This is a genomic window from Spirosoma sp. KNUC1025, from assembly GCF_045160025.1.
In the GTDB taxonomy this organism is placed as follows: domain Bacteria; phylum Bacteroidota; class Bacteroidia; order Cytophagales; family Spirosomataceae; genus Spirosoma.
Genome location: NZ_CP087139.1, coordinates 333,749 through 353,589, shown reverse-complemented (window position 1 = coordinate 353,589; position 19,841 = coordinate 333,749). Strand labels below are relative to the sequence as shown.

General features: G+C 48.1%; 20 protein-coding genes. 17 read left to right on the top strand and 3 right to left on the bottom strand.

Annotated features, from left to right (window positions below; genetic code table 11):
* Positions 1-49: 49 nt before the first annotated feature.
* The 9 genes from LN737_RS01605 (at position 50) to LN737_RS01565 (ending at position 12,113) form a co-directional block, all read left to right on the top strand.
* Entirely contained in the window at positions 50-1,357 is a 1,308-nt protein-coding gene (locus LN737_RS01605) for an O-antigen ligase (protein ID WP_405515635.1), read from the top strand.
* Between the two features lie 126 nt (positions 1,358-1,483).
* Positions 1,484-3,901, top strand: coding sequence for a phosphotransferase (locus LN737_RS01600; RefSeq protein ID WP_405515633.1), 2,418 nt, complete (start codon positions 1,484-1,486; stop codon positions 3,899-3,901).
* A complete protein-coding gene (locus LN737_RS01595) occupies positions 3,898-4,629 on the top strand; it encodes an acyltransferase (RefSeq protein WP_405515631.1) in 732 nt (243 codons plus the stop codon). The genes LN737_RS01600 and LN737_RS01595 overlap by 4 nt, the downstream gene beginning before the upstream one ends.
* Complete coding sequence (locus LN737_RS01590) at positions 4,616-5,881, top strand: glycosyltransferase (protein WP_405515629.1); 1,266 nt, start codon at positions 4,616-4,618, stop codon at positions 5,879-5,881. Before LN737_RS01595 ends, LN737_RS01590 begins: the two co-directional genes overlap by 14 nt.
* 4 nt (positions 5,882-5,885) lie before the next feature.
* On the top strand, positions 5,886-7,064 hold the full coding sequence (locus tag LN737_RS01585) for a glycosyltransferase family 4 protein (protein ID WP_405515627.1): 1,179 nt from the start codon (positions 5,886-5,888) through the stop codon (positions 7,062-7,064).
* 58 nt (positions 7,065-7,122) lie between these two features.
* A complete protein-coding gene (locus tag LN737_RS01580; RefSeq protein ID WP_405515625.1) occupies positions 7,123-8,331 on the top strand; it encodes a DUF1972 domain-containing protein in 1,209 nt (402 codons plus the stop codon).
* Positions 8,332-8,340: 9 nt separating this feature from the next.
* The gene (locus LN737_RS01575; RefSeq protein WP_405515623.1) at positions 8,341-9,432 is read left to right on the top strand and encodes a glycosyltransferase family 4 protein; all 1,092 of its coding nucleotides are present in this window, start codon (positions 8,341-8,343) and stop codon (positions 9,430-9,432) included.
* A 684-nt stretch (positions 9,433-10,116) separates the two neighbouring features.
* Positions 10,117-11,481, top strand: a complete 1,365-nt coding sequence (locus tag LN737_RS01570; RefSeq protein WP_405515622.1) for a sigma-54 dependent transcriptional regulator — start codon at positions 10,117-10,119, stop codon at positions 11,479-11,481.
* 155 nt (positions 11,482-11,636) lie between these two features.
* Entirely contained in the window at positions 11,637-12,113 is a 477-nt protein-coding gene (locus LN737_RS01565) for an Hpt domain-containing protein (protein WP_405515620.1), read from the top strand.
* Positions 12,114-12,168: 55 nt separating this feature from the next.
* Here LN737_RS01565 and LN737_RS01560 read toward each other — a convergent pair whose 3' ends face one another.
* Positions 12,169-12,591: a response regulator gene (locus tag LN737_RS01560; protein ID WP_405515618.1), complete on the bottom strand. Its 423-nt coding sequence runs from the start codon at positions 12,589-12,591 to the stop codon at positions 12,169-12,171.
* Positions 12,592-13,120: 529 nt separating this feature from the next.
* Between LN737_RS01560 and LN737_RS01555 the strand changes: the two genes are divergently transcribed.
* From LN737_RS01555 to LN737_RS01520, 8 genes are all read left to right on the top strand, one after another.
* Positions 13,121-13,453: a helix-turn-helix domain-containing protein gene (locus LN737_RS01555; protein WP_405515617.1), complete on the top strand. Its 333-nt coding sequence runs from the start codon at positions 13,121-13,123 to the stop codon at positions 13,451-13,453.
* A 10-nt stretch (positions 13,454-13,463) separates the two neighbouring features.
* A complete protein-coding gene (locus LN737_RS01550) occupies positions 13,464-14,546 on the top strand; it encodes an acyl-CoA desaturase (protein ID WP_405515616.1) in 1,083 nt (360 codons plus the stop codon).
* 76 nt (positions 14,547-14,622) lie between these two features.
* Positions 14,623-15,525 carry a cyclopropane-fatty-acyl-phospholipid synthase family protein gene (locus LN737_RS01545; protein ID WP_405515614.1) on the top strand — a complete coding sequence of 301 codons (903 nt, stop codon included), beginning with the start codon at positions 14,623-14,625 and terminating at the stop codon, positions 15,523-15,525.
* A gap of 27 nt (positions 15,526-15,552) precedes the next feature.
* Positions 15,553-16,434, top strand: coding sequence for a transglutaminase family protein (locus LN737_RS01540; RefSeq protein WP_405515612.1), 882 nt, complete (start codon positions 15,553-15,555; stop codon positions 16,432-16,434).
* Between the two features lie 181 nt (positions 16,435-16,615).
* Complete coding sequence (locus LN737_RS01535; RefSeq protein WP_405515610.1) at positions 16,616-17,116, top strand: hypothetical protein; 501 nt, start codon at positions 16,616-16,618, stop codon at positions 17,114-17,116.
* Between the two features lie 121 nt (positions 17,117-17,237).
* A complete protein-coding gene (locus LN737_RS01530) occupies positions 17,238-17,534 on the top strand; it encodes a hypothetical protein (RefSeq protein ID WP_405515608.1) in 297 nt (98 codons plus the stop codon).
* Between the two features lie 2 nt (positions 17,535-17,536).
* Positions 17,537-18,019 (top strand): hypothetical protein, encoded by a 483-nt coding sequence (locus LN737_RS01525; protein ID WP_405515606.1) that lies wholly within the window; start codon positions 17,537-17,539, stop codon positions 18,017-18,019.
* A gap of 30 nt (positions 18,020-18,049) precedes the next feature.
* Positions 18,050-18,406 carry a hypothetical protein gene (locus LN737_RS01520; RefSeq protein WP_405515605.1) on the top strand — a complete coding sequence of 119 codons (357 nt, stop codon included), beginning with the start codon at positions 18,050-18,052 and terminating at the stop codon, positions 18,404-18,406.
* Between the two features lie 178 nt (positions 18,407-18,584).
* On the opposite strand, the gene LN737_RS01515 is transcribed toward LN737_RS01520, so the two are convergent.
* Positions 18,585-19,364: a TIGR00266 family protein gene (locus LN737_RS01515; RefSeq protein ID WP_405515603.1), complete on the bottom strand. Its 780-nt coding sequence runs from the start codon at positions 19,362-19,364 to the stop codon at positions 18,585-18,587.
* Positions 19,365-19,496: 132 nt separating this feature from the next.
* A complete protein-coding gene (locus LN737_RS01510) occupies positions 19,497-19,790 on the bottom strand; it encodes a hypothetical protein (RefSeq protein ID WP_405515601.1) in 294 nt (97 codons plus the stop codon).
* Positions 19,791-19,841 lie beyond the last annotated feature (51 nt).

Genomic DNA, 19,841 nt, shown 5'->3' with positions numbered 1-19,841 from the left:
ACTTCTGCATCACTGAGACCCACTCAGCATTCAACTATGTAACGTACCTATGGCGGCTCAATTAACGGTCGAGACAGACCATTCTCGTTTTTTGAAACAGGTCAGTTTCTGGCTCACAATCATCCTGTTTATTAAACTGGGCGGCTTTTTTACGTGGAGCAACAACATCTCCATAACACGGGTCATCAAAGTGATCAGCCGGATTGCCATGACGACATCCATCTGGTACCTGTACCGCGTCATTATCAAGCGGGGCGCCGTGGCTTCGTTTGGCTGGCAGCATAGTTTATCCCCGCTGCTGTATTCGGCCTATCTGTTGCTGGGATTTGTGTCCATTACGTGGTCTACCGATCCTGGTTATTCCGGGTTGCAATGGTTTATGGACCTCGAAGGACTGATTTTCTGCTATTATTTTATTGCCTGCTTCATTCTGATCGACTATTTCTTTGCGGGTAGTTCGGTTAAAATGTACCACGTGATCGGCAACGCGGTCATGATGATGATATCCATTTTTCTGGTAGGCATGTACGTGAATCCCGATACGTTTTATCGGCTGACGCATGGTGGCGAGGAGGCCCGTCTGGGCGGCTTTATCATGAATCCCAACGAGTTGGGAATGCTCTGTGCGGTGGGGGTTTCCTGCTTCATCTTCAATATCTACCGGAAGCACCGAATCATCTGGACTTTCGTAAAAATCGGCCTGCTCATGTGGGCCATTGTTCTGACAGGATCGCGCTCGTCAACCATTGGTTGTCTGTTAATTGCATTTTTTCACATCCGTCAGTCATCCAACACCCGATTGAAGCTGATGATGTATGCCGGGGCTCTTCTGGCCATACCGGTAGCCGTTCAGAAATTGCTGATTAAAGAAAATGCCGGTGGTCTGGACGAAGTGATGAGCATGACCGGACGGCTACCTTTCTGGACTGCCCTGATCACGGAGGGGCTTCCGAGAGCACCCTATTTTGGCTTTGGTTTCATGCGCATTGCCAATACCGATTACTTCCAGGGCGAGCACATTTTTACGTACGCAGCCAAGATGACCCACAATACGTTTATTCAGGTCCTGATGAATCTGGGATTCGTGGGCTTTACCATTGTCGTGTTTCAGCTCGTCTTTACCATCCGCGGATTTTTGCAGGTGGCTGATCGCGAAAAAAGCCTCATCTGCGTAGGGATACTCATTCCAATCATGATTAACTCATTCACGGAGTTTGGCATCTTCGGCGAAACCAATTACGGTATTCTATTCTATCAGTTGCAGATTTTTTTCATCAGCCTGTCGATTAATCCATTGCTGACACCCCGCGAAAAACTCTATCTCCATCGACGCCGACCGGAGCTACGTAACGGCTGACAGGAGCGTTTTCCGATTTATGGAATTGCTTTCTCCTAAACGGAATAACGATGCTGGTAAAAAGCCCCACAACTGCGCGATTAGGCCTTTTTCGGGACTGGCACGGAACTAGTACCGACCGTTACTATGGAAAATCAACTCTACGCATCGGACGTTCAGCGGTTAAAGGCCGGTTTCGACACCATTGGCCTCCCGATCGCGCCAGAATCTTCTCCGACTTTCAATTGTGCACTGTCGTGCTATCTGTATCGTAATCCGGATGGCACCATTCGCTGGCTGTGGCCCGTTGGTGCCAATCAGCCAGATTTTCTGCGGTTCTACCACCGTGGCGGGCGTAAGGCTCGTGTATTTGTATGGCTGGTAACGATGCTGTTTCGGCTAAGGCTGGGGCGTTTGATAGCCCATGATCGGCTTACTCTTTATACGACTGAAGCTGGTTATGAGCGCCTGTGCCGGTTTCAGCTACATCGTTGGGCGTTGTTTACGGGTACGGTCGGTCCTAACCGTAAACTGGTGATCTGGTACAACACAACGGCGAACAAAAGTTATTTCCTGAAAATTGCTTTGGCTGCTCCTGCCGTTCAAAACATTGACCAGGAGGCCCTGGCGCTTCGTCATGCACAGAAGCAGCCATTTTTACAGATTGATACGCCCCGTGTGAAAACGCACGTACCCGGCCTGTTGATTCAGGAGGATATGGGCACGCCTACCGCTCGGCAAACGAATCGAATGGCCGATCTGCCCAGCAGTGCCATGCGCGAGTTGGTCAGCCAGAACTGGCAACGCCAACCGCTGGCCGATACCGTTTTCTGGCAGCAGGCCCGCCAAACTCTATCCGAACTACGTAGCGTAAACGATTTGCGGATACCGGTTAGCCTGCTCGACAAGATCGACTGGTTGATGAATAGCCTGAACGAGCATCAACTGGTTCCGGTGGCAGCCGCTCACGGCGACTGTACGCCCTGGAACGTAATGTTACGCGATAACCGGCTGTGCATCATCGACTGGGAACTGCATCAGGACGCGTTGCCGGGCCTGTACGATCTGTTTCATTTTGTATACCAGTCGGCTATCCTGATTGGCAACCGTGGCTACGGAGCCATCTGGCAGGATATTGAAGAAACGTTGAATCGGCCCGAGTGGCAATTGTTTTGCGAACGATATGAGGTAGATACGGAACTGGCCGAAATCCTGTACCTGATTCATACCCTAACGTATTACCTCTCGGTCTATAGCCGTCAGGCTGAGTGGCACCAGCAGGTAAACTGGCTGCTGGCTACCTGGAACGAATCGCTGACGTACTGGCTGCATCAGCAGAAAGCTGTTTCGCACCGGCAACTGGTACTGCACGATATGGCTTTCTGGCTACATCAGCAACCGCATGCTGCGCTGAAATTTATGCCTGCAAAACTGGCTGAACTGCCCGAATCGTCGGATCTGGATCTGTGCCTGCCGCAACCAGTGGCTGCTCAGCTAACGCAGTACCTTCAGGACCATCCGCTGGTGCGTCAGATGATGGCCGAGCCCCGCAGCTTTATGAACCAGCTGCATCTGTTTTGCCTGGACAGCTCTATACTGCATGTTGATCTGATCTGGAAATTTAAACGAAAACAGCTCGAATTTATGGCCGCTGAACCAGTCTGGCAGCAGGCAACGCTGGCACCCCACGGCCTGAAAGTGCCTAGTTCTGAACACCTTCAGGCTTATATTCGGTTGTTTTACGGACTCAACAACGCACCCGTACCCGAACGCTATATGACCTTGTTTGACAAGCCGGAGGATGCCGGCTTGTCGCCCCAGTCAGTCGAAAAAATTCGCCGGTTGCCCCAGAATCGTGGGTGGCGCGGTCTGCTCAATAAGGTGACTTACGGGTGGGACACCCTTAGCTCATTCGCCTTCCGGCGGGGCATGATCGTTACGTTCAGTGGAGTCGATGGGGCGGGGAAGTCAACGGTGATTGAACAAACGAAACAGCAGATTGAAAAGCGCCTTCGCCAACGCGTTGTGGTATTACGTCACCGACCTTCGTTATTGCCTATTCTGAGCGCCTGGAAATACGGTAAACAACAGGCTGAGCAGCGAGCTGCCGACACCCTGCCGCGACAGGGCACAAACCAGAGTGCTACGTCGTCGCTGCTGCGATTCGCTTATTATTATGCGGATTACCTGTTCGGGCAGTTCTACATCCAGGTGAAGTACGTTTGGCGGGGTTATATCGTGTTGTACGACCGCTACTATTTTGATTTTATTAACGACGGTCGGCGAAGCAACATAAACCTGCCTCCCGGTATGGCGACCATCCTGTATGGCTTGCTGCTCAAACCTCGGCTGAACGTTTTTCTCTACGCTCCGCCCGAAGAAATCCTCCGACGGAAGCAGGAACTGGACTCGGCTACCATTACCGAATTGACCCGGCAATATCTTGGCTTGTTCGAGGAGTTGCAGAAGCGCTACCCCTCGTCGGAATACCTGCCGGTATTGAACCAGCACCTGCCGCGGACGCTTACCCAGATTTTTGACCGTATTCAACTGTATTCGCTATGAAAACATGGCTCGAACGAATCATCAGGCTCCGCAATCCGCAATTCCGATTTTCGGACGCTCTCAGCGGTTCTCTCATCCTGGCGTTTTGCTGGCAGCAGGCAATGGCGATGCTACGCGGGAGCGTACTCTTGCTGCGGGGGCGTAAGCCGAAAGGAATGTTGCGGGGACGTAGCGTCCGATTCTTCAACCTGCCGCAGATCAGCTGGGGGCGCTTTCTTAAACTGGGTGATCATGTCTACTGCTCAGCTATCAGCACGGACGGGATTCGACTCGGCAATCAGGTAAGCATCGGTGCGTACAGCCGTCTGGTAGTTTCCACGACGCTCGACAACCCCGGTCGGTACATTCACATTGGCGACCGGGTGGGTATCGGCGAATTTGCGTATCTGGGCGGGGCTGGCGGCCTCACTATCGGGCACGATTGCATCATCGGGCAGTATTTCAGCTGCCACCCCGAAAACCATTGTTTCGACGATCCGGACGTACTGATCCGATTGCAGGGCGTCGAACGGAAGCCTATTGTTGTGGAGCCAGACTGCTGGATTGGCAGTAAAGTTACCATCCTGAGCGGGGTAACTATCGGCGAGGGCAGCGTAGTCGCTGCGGGGGCCGTAGTAACCCAGAGTTTCCCATCCAACAGCCTTATTGGTGGCGTTCCCGCCCGACTGATTCGCCCACGTAACGAAAACTCAATTAAGTCTCCTAAACCGACTCATGCCCAATACTAATCTGAAAACAGTACTGGTAACGACCTATGCTGTGAATCCCTATAAAGGCTCGGAAGATGGCATGGGTTGGAATTTTATTCTGCAAATTGCTAGATATCAACGTGTTATCGCTGTAACGAGGCCAAACAACCAGCCAGCCATAGACCGCTATTGGGACGAGCATCCAGAGCTTGAGCCGCTCAGGCAGCGCGTTCAGTTTCTGTATTTCGACTGGCCAGCCTGGCTACGTTTCTGGAAAAAAGGCCCGCTGCTGTCGATGATCTATTATTATGGCTGGCAACTGAGTCTGGCTATTTGGCTGTTGCGAAAAAACCTGCCGGTCGATCTGGTCCACAACGTCAATTTTCACAACGACTGGACGCCTACGTTTCTGTGGCTGCTTCAAAAACCGCTTGTTTGGGGACCTATTGGTCATCATCCACCTATTCCACAGAGTAGCCTGCGTCTGTACGGCTGGAAGGCCTGGTTGCAGGACCGGCTCCTATGGGGGCTTAAACAGGCTTTCTGGACACTGGACCCTTTTCTGCGGCTAACCAAACACCGGGCTGCGCATGTCCTTTGCATGAATCAGGCGGCTGCCGGTGCTTTGCATCTGCCAGCACAGCAATATACCATTGTGCCGTCGGTAGCTTCGCCATCGGTAGGATACGTAACCGATTCAACCGATGGTTTTCGGGTGCTTTCGGTCGGGCGGTTCGTTCCCTTAAAAGGCTTTACTACTACTGTACAGGCGTTTGCCCGCTTTTACCATCAACTTAATCCTGTCGAACAGCAGCAAACCCGTCTGACGTTGGTAGGCAGCGGACCCGCTGAACCACTTGTTCGGCAATTGATTGATCAGGAGGGTATTACGCATTGTACCGACATTATCAACTGGTTACCCAAAGATGAGGTGGCTGCCTGCTATCGGTCGGCATCCGTTTTTCTGTTCCCTTCGCACGAAGGGGCTGGTATGGTCGTCGCCGAAGCTATGAGTTACGGGCTCCCCGTTATTTGCTGGGACAATGAAGGGCCCGGCCGCTTTGTTCATCCTGAGTCATCACTACGTGTATCCGACCGGGATATTGAAGAGGGCGCGGCTCAGATGGCTCAGCGACTGAATGACTTGTTCAGGTCGCCGGTTCTGTATAAGCGCGAACGCCGGTTGGCGCTTTATCGCTTCGATACGGCGTTTAACTGGTCGATACGGGGTGAACAGATCCGCCAGATTTACCAAACCGTTTTATCAAATACCCATTCTTTAGCCAACTGATTTCATGCAGTCGAAACGAATAGTTGCGGTTCACTTATTAAATGACTGGAGTGGAAGCCCGCTTGTATTCCGGCAAGCGCTGGAGGCTCTTCATTCAGCAGGATTTGCTATCCATTTATTCACAGCTACACCATCAGGCCAGGGTTTTTTAAGCGATCTTACTGGTATTATCACCCATCCAATTCAGTACAAATGGTCGCTGGTAAAATGGATTACTCTACTGAATTACCTGTTGGTGCAGGGGCGTTTATTTCTGAAACTGTTGTTTTTTCTCCGGCCAACGGATCAGGTTTATATTAATACGTTACTGCCGTTTGGGGCAGCACTGGCTGGCTGGCTGCGGGGCTGTTCGGTGGTGTATCACGTACACGAAGTAAGTATCAAACCGCGGCTGTTAAAATCCTTTCTTACGGCTATTGCCGACTTTACAGCCCGGCAGGCTCTTTTTGTGTCGGACTACACCCGGCAGCAAACCCCGCTAAAACGGACCAGCTGTAAACGGATCTATAATACGGTGTCCGAATCGTTTAGTAAACAGGCCGATCGTATTAGCAAACCGAATACAGTTTCGCCGTTTACGGCGCTGATGCTCTGCTCCAATAAGGCCTATAAAGGAATCAACGAATTTGTGGAATGTGCCCACCATCTGCCGCATATCCGGTTTCTGCTGGTCCTGAATACCGATGCAGACAGCGTCGATACGTTTGTGAAGCAGGCCGAGCCGCCGGCTAACTGCACCGTCTATCCAGCCCAGCCCGAGACCATTCCCTTCTATCAGCAGGCGCATGTGGTGCTCAACCTTTCGCAGCCCGATGCCTGGGTGGAAACCTTTGGCATGACAATTCTGGAGGCAATGACCTGCGGACGACCGGTCATTACGCCAACAGTGGGGGGCATCTGCGAATTGATCGAAGAAAGTAAAGAAGGCTTTCGAATCAGCGTATCGCAGAAGTTTGTACTCGTGCAGACACTCCGTCGCCTGTCGTCGGATATTAATCTGTATTTACAGATGGCCGAAGCCGCCCGTCGGCGGGCGCTGTTTTTTTCGCCCCAAACGTTTCGCCGGGAAATCCGAAACGTATTTCAGCGGACGGAACCGCGCCTGGCGTCGCTTTATACAATGGAAAATATTTCCAGAATTGGGAATACGCTCGCGCATAAACCCTCAAAATTAGCCCATTAGCGCCTTTTTTTGAGTTTGGCACGGCTTAGGCTAGTATCTGTACAAAGAGAGAAAGACCATGACCAAGACTACCGTAGCAATTATTGGAACTGTAGGAATTCCCGCCAAGTACGGCGGCTTTGAGACCCTGGCCGAACACCTGGTTGAGCAACTGGGCAACGAATTTGATATGTCGGTCTATTGTACCACAAAAAAGTACGGCGCTGCGCAACAGCAATCGCACTACAAGGGTGCCCGGCTCATTTACTTACCCTTCGATGCCAACGGCCTGCAAAGCATCATTTACGACTGCATCAGCATTGTGCATGCTTTGTTCTATGCCGACGTACTGCTTGTGCTGGGTGTCAGCGGTGGTATTATACTGCCGTTTGTCCGGTGGTTCACCCGGAAAAAAATTATCGTTTCCATCGATGGGATTGAATGGAAACGGAACAAATGGCGTAAACTGGCTCGCTGGTATCTTTGGGCGGCAGAATGGTTGGCGGTACGGTACTCCCATGCGGATATTTCCGACAACGAATCGATTCAGAATTATACCGCTATTCGCTACAAAACCCTAAGCCATATCATTGAATACGGCGCCGATCATACACTGGCGGTAAGCCCGACCAATGCCGATCGGGAGCAGTATCCGTTTCTGGCCAAGCCGTACGCCTTTACCGTTTGCCGCATTGAACCCGAAAACAATATTCACCTTGTGCTGGCCGCTTTTGCCCAACTCCCCCGCCATACGCTGGTTATGGTAGGCAACTGGAAAAACAGTGAATATGGCAATAGTCTACGGGAACGTTACCAGCAGCATACCAACCTGTTAATGCTTGATCCGATCTATGACCAGCGCCAGCTTGACCTGCTACGTAGCAATTGTCTGGTGTATATTCATGGCCATAGTGCGGGAGGTACTAATCCGTCGCTGGTCGAAGCCATGTACCTTGGCTTACCGATCATGGCCTTTGATGTCAACTATAACCGGACAACTACCGAGAACAAAGCCTTTTTCTTCAAAACGGCCGATGAACTGACGCATCATATTCAACATACGTCGGTTGCCAAATTGAAGGAACAGGCTGCCGTTATGAAATCCATTGCCTACCGTCGCTATAGCTGGTCGGTCATCGCTCAGAAATACGCGTTTCTGGTTCATAAAGCGATGAAAACAACGTCGAAGAGCACACTCATGTCGACGGCGGGTGCGCAAATACCATCGGAGTGGCTTGTGGAGTCAGAATTGGCTCACCTGAAAGTACCCGCTTACTTCTACGAATAACGTACTCTTATGAATCCAGATTTACACACTACTCTGCGTCTTCTCCTGGGCTTTGCCATTGGATTAGGCTGTTGCTGGGCACTATTGCCGTTGCTTATCCGCTTAAGTCCAGTAATCGGACTGGTCGACCGACCCAACAAGCGCAAAGTACACTACAAGCTTATTCCGGCCATCGGCGGGCTAACCATCGGCCTGGCGCTTATCGTTACGTCGCTGATGTACGCTCCACTGCGTGCACTTTTTGGCCAGTATACAGCCTTGACCCTGTCTTTGCTACTGCTGATGATCGTAGGCGTGGTTGACGACCGGCTGAATTTGTGGGCATTTGCCCGGTTGCTGCTTCAGTTGGGCTGTGCGTTTGCCGTAGCGCACTATGGCATCCGCCTGACTTCACTACATGGCGTCTTTGGTATTACCGATCTGCCACTGGTGTTTCAGTATGGACTAACCATATTAATTCTGACAGGCATGGCCAATGCGTTTAATCTGATCGATGGCGTTGACGGGTTAGCGGGTAGTCTGGCGCTTGTGAATACGGTACTGCTGGGTTTGCTGGCCTGGTGGCTTGGTCAGCCGCAATGGTTAGCATTGCTTGGGCCGCTGGCGGGGGCATTGTTGGCATTCTTGAAATTTAACTGGCGACCAGCCCAGCTGTTTATGGGCGATGGTGGGTCGGTTGTGTTGGGGTTTCTGATGGCCAGTCTAGGGATTGCCCTTATAGAAGGTTCTTATCATCAGGCGGTCACGCACGCATCACAGGCCGTTATTCTGATTACGGCCAGTTGTATGATTCCAATTATCGACGCGTTACGTGTGTTTGGTAGCCGAATGTTAAAAGGAAACTCTCCCTTCTCCGCCGATCGGAATCACATGCATCACTGGTTGTTGAAACATCGGTTTATCCATTCGCAGATAACGATTCGGTTGGTGAGCGTGCACGTTTTCGTTATTGCCCTTTCTCTGGCAGCTTCTTATCTGTTAAGCATTTCGACTGTTTTTATTTTACAGATTAGTTTAATTGTCGGCTATACGGCCCTGGTCCAGCTTAGTCATTCATTTTTACAAAGTTATCGGCTTGTCAAACGTTTGGAAACCAAGTGATTCGCTTACAGACTAGGTAATTCATCGTTCCTTGTTTTTTTATAGATTAAGCCCTGATTCAGCTCCTATTGATGCTGAATCGGGGCTTTCCAGTTTAACGGAGCCATGGCCCATCTCTTATTCGCCCTGACAGGATTTTCTGTCGAAGATTAACTACGTAGTACGTTCCATTTATTTTAAGAGCAGTTGATTGGTAAAGGCTTATTCTATACGATTTTGAATAGATTTTAAAACACTATTTATATGAATAAGTAACAATAGGGTTACTCAATTTTGGGATATCTCTGATAGGAATTTGTAGCTGTTCCCTAATTTCCCTCCTTGTACTTATGAGTTATCGAACCTGATTTTTACCTTAAAAACAAATACTTATACGTCTCAAATTAATCTAGGTGTAATTAACAGGCTGATGAACCACCTAAGGAATATGAGTAATATCAGTTGGCGAGCTGACTTTTATCCATATTTGAAGGAATTATCATCTGTAATTTTGAACTGAAAACATACTTAGAGTTAATTTATAGCTTAAAATAGTGCACTTAAATTCAATGACCGAGTAAGGGTATTATTCAGAGCAAGTTCAGTTGGTTAGATTATCAGTATTGTTACTAGTTACGCTTGTAGTAAATTTTTAGGCATAAATACCTAAGAAAAGATTTTCTTCCGAATACTAGAACTTGTGCTATGAAGTCATCGTCTCCTTATCGTATTTTCATCGTTGAAGATGATCCCTGGTACGGCGAAGTACTTAAGTATCATCTGTCGCTGAATCCGGATTATGAACTTTATCGGTTTCTGACAGGTGAGGAGTGTCTGAAGCAAATCAGTCGCATTACTCCGCACCTGATTACTATAGATTATTCGCTTCCGGACACGAACGGGGCTGAGTTGTTTCGGCGCATTCGGGAGCAACTGCCCGATACACCCGTTATAGTCGTCAGCGGGCAACAGGATGTGGAAACCGCCGTCAATCTGTTGCAGGCTGGTGTCCACGATTATTTTGTAAAGGATGATCGTACCAAAGACCTTCTCTGGAATGCTATCCTGAAGATTCGGGAGAATCAGAGTCTCCGCCAGGAAATTGATCATCTGCAGGATGCCCTGGGTCAGAAGTATAATTTCAGTTCTACCATCATCGGCAATAGTCCTGCCATTCACAAAGTTTTTACACTCATTGAAAAAGCTGTTCGGACCAATATCAACGTATCGGTAACGGGCGAAACCGGAACAGGTAAAGAGCTGGTTGCTAAATCCATTCACTACCATTCTGAACGGAAGAAAAAGCCATTTGTAGCGGTTAATATGGCCGCTATCCCCCACGAATTGATTGAGAGTGAGTTATTTGGTCATGAAAAAGGCGCTTTTACGGGTGCCCTGAATCGGAAAATTGGACGGTTTGAGGAGGCCAACAAAGGGACCCTGTTTCTGGACGAAATCGCCGAAATGGACCTGACACTACAAACCAAATTGCTTCGGGTGTTGCAGGAGCGGGAACTGGTGCGGGTAGGGGGCTGTGAAAAAATTACGCTCGACATACGGCTGGTAGTCGCTTCGCATAAAAACCTGCTGGATGAAGTGAAAAAAGGACGTTTTCGGGAGGATTTATATTACCGGCTGATGGGCCTTCCCATTGCTCTTCCCGCTCTTCGTGAACGTCCGAGCGATATTATGGTCCTTGCCCACCATCTTTTGGAAGAGTTCTGCCGCGACAACCGTCTGGCCACCCCGGTTATTTCACCGTCGGCCAGCGAAAAATTGCTACGTTATGGTTTCCCCGGAAATGTGCGCGAGTTAAAAGCTCTCATGCAAATGGCGGCTGTTATGTGCGATGGCAGCGAAATCAGAGCAGATGATCTTTTCCTGACTGTAGATACTGAAAATACAGTGACCGAAACGGAAGGACAGACCCTGCGCCACTATATGGTTCAGATTATCAAGTCGTATTTAAAGAAGTATGATAACAACGTAGTGCTCGTGGCTGATAAACTCGACATTGGGAAGTCGACGATTTATAAAATGATTCAAACCAATGAGTTGTCTCTAGCCTGAATCAGATACAGGTACTGACCTGTTTAGAAAGAATAACTAATCAGAAAAGAGGGCTTCCGGTTAACGAATTTATAGACAACCGCCAGACGAGAGGAGCCCTTGGCTATTAACCAACTCATTGCCCTACGAGAGCGATGGTATGACTAAAAAGACACATGCAAAATAAAATAACCGCCGTACAAGTAGCTTTAAATTACCCGATTGGACGTCCAACTGATCTTGTTTTATCTGATCAGCCAGGTTCGCAAAAAGATCTGGTACAATCGAAACGAATGCAGTTGGCGGATGATAGCGAAATGACAATACTGTACGACCTCTCCATGCTGGAAGCTATCAGTCAGGGAAACAAGGAATTTGTTAGGCACATGATTCAACTGTTCTGCACCGAGACCCCAATGGCGGCTTCACAGATGATAGCTGCTTACGAATCCGGTGACTTTAAACGGGTTAGACACATTGCACACCGTATCAGACCGTCTATCGAAAATATGGGGATTAATTCGCAAAAAGAGGTGCTACGCAGGATCGAGCACCTAGCTCAGTTAAACGATGAATCTGGGGAGCTGAAAATGCTTATTGTGAGTTTCGATAAGGCAATCAATAAAGTTGCCCTTAGTCTGTTATCCGCCTAGCTACTATTTCTGTGGTCTGTACGACTGTGATCTTTCCCTGCTACGTATTAATCGACTACTGACGTCGGAAGAAGGCTGGTTTGATACCAATATTTTTTAGAACTTCGACGTAGTTTTTCCAGCCCTGCAATTCCTGCGGCTTCTGTGTATAGGCAACTGCCCCTGCCATATAAGCCTGCTGAATATCGTTGGCAGCATTTGATATCGAAAGCATTATGATGGGTGCCTGCCCTCTAAGGCGATTATAAAGTTCAGGAAGCCAGGATATGCCATTCATTCCTACCTGAAAATCGATATCGAGTAAAACCAGACTTGGTAGCCGGGTAGATTGCCGGTTCAGGTACTGAAGCGATTCCTGGGGGGATGATACCCATGTAAAAGTCGCTTCAGTAAATAGTTGCTGTCCAATTCGATTGAACAAATCGAAGATCATCGGATCGTCATCCACTACCAGGATTTCAAAAGATTGATCGTTCATACTGTTGGTTGACTACTGTTTACACGATTTGTTACTATACTAACACGAATTTAACCATCTAATCGTTAGATGGTTAAATTCTGCTGTGAAATAATTAGAATTCGTTACTTTCCTTCTGGTAAGTTGTTTTATCGAAATAAAGGCGTCAGGTCAGGAACTTACTTACCTGTTAGTTAGTTACAACTCCGACAGTGTCTCTCACCTCTTAAGCTTATTTCAAGCGTTGGTTTCATGGCTGTGAGTGTCAGTGATAAGGTAGTTTACTGATATTTCTCATATTTCTTCGTAGCTTCCGGCTTATTCAAGCCTACTAATCCTCCCATTTTAATCAGAAAAAATCACGTCTTTTTACTCGCACGTCTATTGAACACATCTAACCTCATTTCATTGACAAGATCGTTTTTTACAATTCACTTGTCTGCTTTTGGCTTGTAATTCCAGCGTAGACTTTTAATTCTCTGAGTAATCAGATCACTACTGCTTCGGCTTGGGCTTATCCCTGACTCGGTTCAGCAAACGCCTACAAGCCATGACTACGAGTGCCTTTCATGAACGCTCTTCTGAGCCCGATCCGCTTTTAATCAGCCATGCTCTGTCTGTAATCTGTGGCAAATGGCGGCTGTATATCATTCTGGTCTTAGGTGAAAAAACCCTTCGTTATAGCCAATTAAACGATCTTTTGCCCGGCGTCAGCGAAAAAGTTCTTGCTGGCGAGTTAAAAACACTCGTTACGTTGGGCGTCCTGAAGCGGGTTATGTATTCCGAAATTCCACCTCGCGTGGAGTATACTCTTACCGAAAAGGGCCTGTTAGCGCTGCCCATGCTGCGGCAAATACAGCAAATAGGCCAACTGTTTATTTAACTATTTTTAGATGTCAACCAAACTTAAATTCACGAATACCGCGCGATCTCCATTTTTTAGTACAGTTCGCCAGCGGGTCGATGCTTATTTTATAGAAAAGGCCATATCGCCCCATGCCAATGGCGCTATGTGGGCGAAGGCGCTCTTTTTTCTGATCGGTTACGGACTCCTTTACGGGTTGATTTTGTCCGGTCTATTTGGTGTCTGGACTATGCTGGGGCTAGCTATTTTGTTGGGTGTATTTGCGGCCTGCATTGGTTTCAATGTTTCTCACGACGCGCTGCATGGCGCTTTTTCTCGCTATGGCTGGGTCAACCGGCTGTTGGGAGGTAGTTTTTATCTGCTGGGAGCGAATCCCTACGTCTGGAAGATCACACATAATATTGTTCACCATACCTATACCAATATTCCCGGTCATGATGAAGATATTGAGGTAGCACCGGGCTTGGTCAGACTGGACCGCCAGGACACACTACGTCCCTGGCACCGCTATCAGCAATGGTATACTTTTCCGCTGTATGCACTGGCCTCTTTGTCGTGGGTATTCCGTAAGGATTATGTCAAATTCTTCAAGAGTCGGATTGGGCAACACGAAACGTCGACGCATCCCCGAAAAGAATATGTTAATCTGTTCTTCTCAAAAGTTCTTTACTACGTTTTCTTTCTGGTTTTACCGTTTGTGGTTCTGAGCCTGACCTGGTGGCAGATACTGATCGGATTCATTGTTATGCACCTGGCCGAAGGGTTGGTACTTGGTTTAGTCTTTCAGTTGGCTCACGCCGTAGAAGGCACTACGTTCCCTTTGCCCGATGAGCAGGGAAACATACAGGAGGCCTGGGCTATTCATCAGCTCTATACAACCGCCAACTTTGCCCCTCGCTCGGCGCTGGCAGCCTTCATTTGCGGTGGACTAAACCGACAGATTGAGCATCATCTGTTTCCTAAAGTCTGCCACATCCATTATCCAGCCATTACGGCCATTGTTAAACGTACCGCCAGCGAATACGGACTGCCTTATCTGGAGAATCGAAGTTTTGGCTCGGCCCTTTACTCCCATTTTCGCCTTCTACAAACCCTCGGCCGCGTTGCCTGAGCTGGTTGATAGCTGCACCAATTTGATTATTACCTATTTGGTTTAGTATTTCCCATTTAACCCATACATCAATCCTATGGCCTCACAACAAGATCTGGATTTTACCTACACGACTATCGACAAAATCTTTCGCTTAAGCATGGGTCAAACCGGCGATTACAGCGGAGCGATGTACAACGGTGATTTTTCGTTAACACTCGAACAGGCGCAGCGTCAGAAGCATAAGTTTATTGCCGATAGCCTTCGCGTGGGTGCTGGAACGAAATTGCTCGATATGGGCTGCGGCTGGGGTCCTTTTCTACAATACGTTAAAGAACGTGGGGCCGATGCGCGTGGGGTAACCCTATCCAGTGGTCAGGCCGAAGCCTGCCGGGAAAACGGCCTGACGGTAGATATTAAAGACTGCCGCCAGATTACCCCCGCTGATTATGGTACCTTCGATGCTGTTAGCTGCATTGGCGGTATGGAGCATTTCTGCTCGGTTGAGCAATACCTGGCGGGCGAACAGGATAACGTTTATGCGGACTTTTTCAGTAATCTGAACGATTTGCTGCCTACGGGCGGCCGGTATTATATGCAGACGATGGTGTTTGGCAAAAACATGATTCCTTTCGAGCAAATCAGCCTGCAGGCGCCAAAAGATTCACCCTCCTATGCATTGGCACTGATGATTGCCCAGTTTCCGGGTTCGTGGTTACCTTATGGTCCTGAGCAGGTCATCCGGAATGCAGAGCCCTACTTCAAACTGGTTTCACAAAGCAGTGGACGGCTGGATTATATTGAAACCATTGGGCAATGGCGGAAACGTTTCCGGGCTTTCAATTTGCAGAAGTACTGGCTCTATGCATCGCTATTGCCTAAATTATTAACTAATAAAGCTTTTCAGGACCTGATTGCCGTATTTCGGGTTAGTCCTAATCGGGTGTGTTTCCAGCAGGAAACGATGGAACACTACCGACTGGTTTTTGAAAAAGTCTAATCAATCATTACTCACCTTTACTACGTTATGGCCATCCGCGTCGCTCTTGAACATTATACGCAATACGATTATGATCGGATGGTATATCTGTCGCCCCAGTTAATTCGGCTCAAACCAGCTGCTCATAGTCGAGCCACTATAGAATCCTATTCGCTGACGGTTAAGCCAGAAAACCACGTACTGCACTGGCAGCAGGACCCATTTGGTAATTTTATTGCACGAGTCGATTTTTCGGGGGCCATCCAGTCGATGACGATTGATGTTCAGCTTGTTGCCAGTCTGGAACCAGTCAATCCTTTTGATTTCTTCATTGATACGTATGCGGAGTCGTTTCCTTTCGATTACGAGACGATTCTCAAAAAAGAGCTGGCGCTATACCTTGAGAAATCTGAGTTAGGCCCGTATCTGGCGCAGTGGCTTAAACAGATTGATTTCCAGACGAAGTTGGGAACAGTCGATTTTTTAATTCGTCTGAATCAACAGGTTTGCCAGGCAATTGCTTACCGCGAGCGATTACAGCCTGGTGTTCAAACGCCCGACGAGACGTTACAGCGAGCGATAGGTTCCTGTCGGGATTTGGCCTGGCTGTTGGTGCAACTGCTACGTCAGCTGGGCCTGGCTGCCCGGTTTGTGTCGGGATATCTGGCTCAACTGAAAGTCGAAACAAGTGTAGAAAATGGATCGTCTGAATCAGTAGAGGATTCATTAGCCTTGCACGCCTGGGCTGAGGTATACATACCTGGCGCTGGCTGGATTGGTCTCGATCCTACTTCGGGGATGTTGGCTGCAGAAGGCCATATTCCGCTGGCCTGCACGGCTGACCCGGTGAGTGCCGCTCCCTTAACAGGCACTGCTGGCCTTGCCGAAACAAAGTTCACTTACAGGAGCCATTTAAGCCGCTTACTCTAACAGAATTAATGATATTGTACAGCTGTATCAGAATTATAGCTGATTAACTGGTTGTATCTGAAATACTTAGGCCTAAATAAATATATCGTCATAACTCGTAATCTTTTTAGCTGTAAACTCGTTATAACTTATACGACCTTGTCGCCAGCTTGCTAACCGGCAGTCAAATGCCCTGGAGATCATGATTGACTACCCGGATGCCGCCTGGACAAAGCAGCAACTTACGGAGCGCCTTGCTCTTACTACACGTCTGTTACAATCAGAAGATTTTGAGCCAGCGGCTCCCTTTACAAGCCAAAGTCAGACTCAGTGGATTCATGTAATCTGTGCGATAAGTGATTTGGTTAGACAGGCTTCCTTAGCGGGCAAGCGAATTGATTTTACGCAGGATGTGAATATTGACGATGAAGGGCAAGACATCACGAGCCTGCTCGATTCCATGCGTCGGTCGGCCTACATCGTTCGGAGCAGTATGCCTTCTCAATTGAATTTGACTATTCTCTCTCCCAATCTTAACCATTTTTATGGTGCCGGTGCCGGTCATTTTTCCAATGGCTTATTATTTGCCTGCGAATACGATAATGAGATGGCGTTCTTTATCGGTCGGGACCGTGTCTTTTTCTACCGGCATTTGATGCGGGCCTTTATGGAGGCTCGGTATTATTTACTGTCGCTAAACTAAGGCGTTCATGGAAACTACTGCCTAACTGCTTGTCTACCAGCTTACTGTATCCTGTTTGTCTCCCGCTGATTCTTGCTACGTAACCACTTCAACGAATTATAAAATCGCTTAGCGACTTTTCATGAATACCGACTTACTGATCACGATTATCCTGTTTTCTGGTTTTAATGAGGTTTCCTTGCCGAAAAACGCGATGCTGTATGATAGTGACGTAAACGGATATGAAGTGAGTTTGCGCTTTAAAGCTGAGCAGGATAACGAAATTGAGTATCGGCAATTTTATGTGTCTTTCAACAATGTACCAACCGATTACAATGAGGGGATTCTTCACTTACTGAGAACCTTTCAGTTTACTGATGGAACTTCTTCGGCTATGGTCTATGAGGTCTATCCCTATGAATCGTCAAAATCTAACTAAATATGGTACAGACCAGTAATCAGATAAAGGTGAACCTAGCCCGTATACATGCGTTGATGGACTCGCCATTATTTAAACATGACTCGTCGGAAATTACGTCGTGGCGGCCCGTATTCAGCGAGTTAATCACGCTCCTTAATGACGTATTGCATCAGGCGGATCAGCTGGACAAACGAGTTGGTTTTATGGATAATGTTGGGGTCAATGGCAAAATACAGGATATCACTTCCCTAGTGGAGTGGATGCATGAGCGCCTTCCTAATCTACCTGCTGACCAGCCAGGCCAATTGTCGGATAACCACCTGAACCGATACTTCGACCGGGGTACGGGGTATTTTGCAAATGGCTATTTTTTTACCGCTGATTTTGATGATGAACTTGCCTTCTTTGTCGATGACCAACGGATTTACCTAAACCGTCATATTCGACGGGCCATTACAGAAGCGGAAAAGTCGCTTCCCAACTTGAATAGCTCTGCTCTGTAGCTATGTTTAATTCACTAAATGAGATTAATTATGACCAAACAAGCGTATGTTGAACAAGTAGCGCACTGGGCCAGTGTGCGGGGTTTTCTTGATATAAAAGCCAACGCGGAAGGGTATCAGAAACCAATTGCCTACGGCCGTCAGCAGGATGGCCAATCGTTCGTTCCAGACGTTACCGGAAAGCAGTTTGACAGCAAATCGTATTTTGAAGTGATTCTTAAGACCAACGATGTAGATTATCTGGTATCGAAACTAAAACTACTTTATCAATTGGCAACGCTGCATGGCGGTCAGCTTTACCTGATGGCTCCAAAAGGTCACTCTCCCTTTGCCAAGGCTATAGCCGCCAATAACCGGATTGAGGCTGAGGTGATTAATTTATCCTAGCGTAAAGCGCTAAACTTTTGCGCTATAAATGACATCCGTATCTGTTCCGTGACGTTTTACTTACCTCAACAGCGAATATAAATTTTATCGATCACCGACTTGCCATACGTGGCATAAAACCACGTATGGCAAGTCGGTGACCTGTATACGGACTAACGTAACAATTAGGCTGCTTTCGTTAATCTTCGAACAGATTGCCTAACTGCCCCAGTACGGAGCCGCTTTCTTTGTGCGATTGAGCGCTACCTGGCGAGAGTCGCTGAACAAGTTTGGAGATTGGCATCGACTGAATCCATACTTTACCGGAGCCCCGTAACGTAGCGAGGAACAGGCCTTCTCCGCCGAATACCATACTCCGTAGTCCGCCCGCCCGTTGTACATCAAAGTTAATGCTAGGCTCAAATCCAACGACGCAACCCGTATCTACGCGCAGGGTTTCGTTGTTCAGCGTCCGTTCAATCACAACGCCCCCGGCATGGATAAAGGCCATGCCATCGCCCTGTACTTTTTCCAGAATAAAGCCTTCGCCACCGAAGAAGCCGGCGCCCAGCCGCTGATTAAATTGAATGCTCAGTTTAGTGCCCAGAGCTGCACATAAGAACGCATCTTTCTGAACAATAAGCGTATTACCATATATATTGGCGAGGTTGACAGGCATAACCGTACCCGGGTAAGGCGCTGAGAAAGCTACTTTCCGCTTGCCAACACCCCGGTTGGTGAAATGCGTCATAAATAACGATTCGCCCATAATCATACGTGAACCTGCCTGGAGTAGTTTACCCAGAAAGCCCTGATCAGGTTGTGAACCATCGCCCATTTTGGTTTCGAACGTAATGCCATCTTCCATGAAGAGCATGGAACCGGCTTCGGCGATAACGGTTTCGTTCGGGTCCAGTTCAATTTCAACGATCTGGATGTCTTCCCCAATAATTTTGTAATCGATTTCGTGCGAATACATACTGAGAGTCGTTAGATGTCAGTTGTTTAGTTATTAGTAAGCGAAAACTACATATTCTCTTCGATTCAGCCAGTTTTTTTCGTACAAACGGCACAAAAAAAGCCCGACCGGGCATTTCGACTGGTCGGGCTTTTATCGTTGATTGATATCGTCGGGCAGGTCGTTGTCGGTTTCGTCGAACAGATGCTCATCCTCTTCCGACTCGTCGGCTAATTCATCAGGTCCAGGCTCTCCTTTCAGATTTAAGTCGGTGCGATGACGTAATTTCTTATCGTCGACTGTCTTATTCAGAAATTGATTGATTCGATCAATATCAAAACTCGTCGTTATTTCGCCAAACGAGTTGATTTGAATATCAAAACCTTCGAGTTCCTTATGAACGCGTGGCTTATCATTTTCGTCGGAGTTTGTCTTTTTCTTAGCCATAGTCGTCTGCGTTTAGAAACCAGCATAAACCTATAAAGCCCAAGAGGCTTT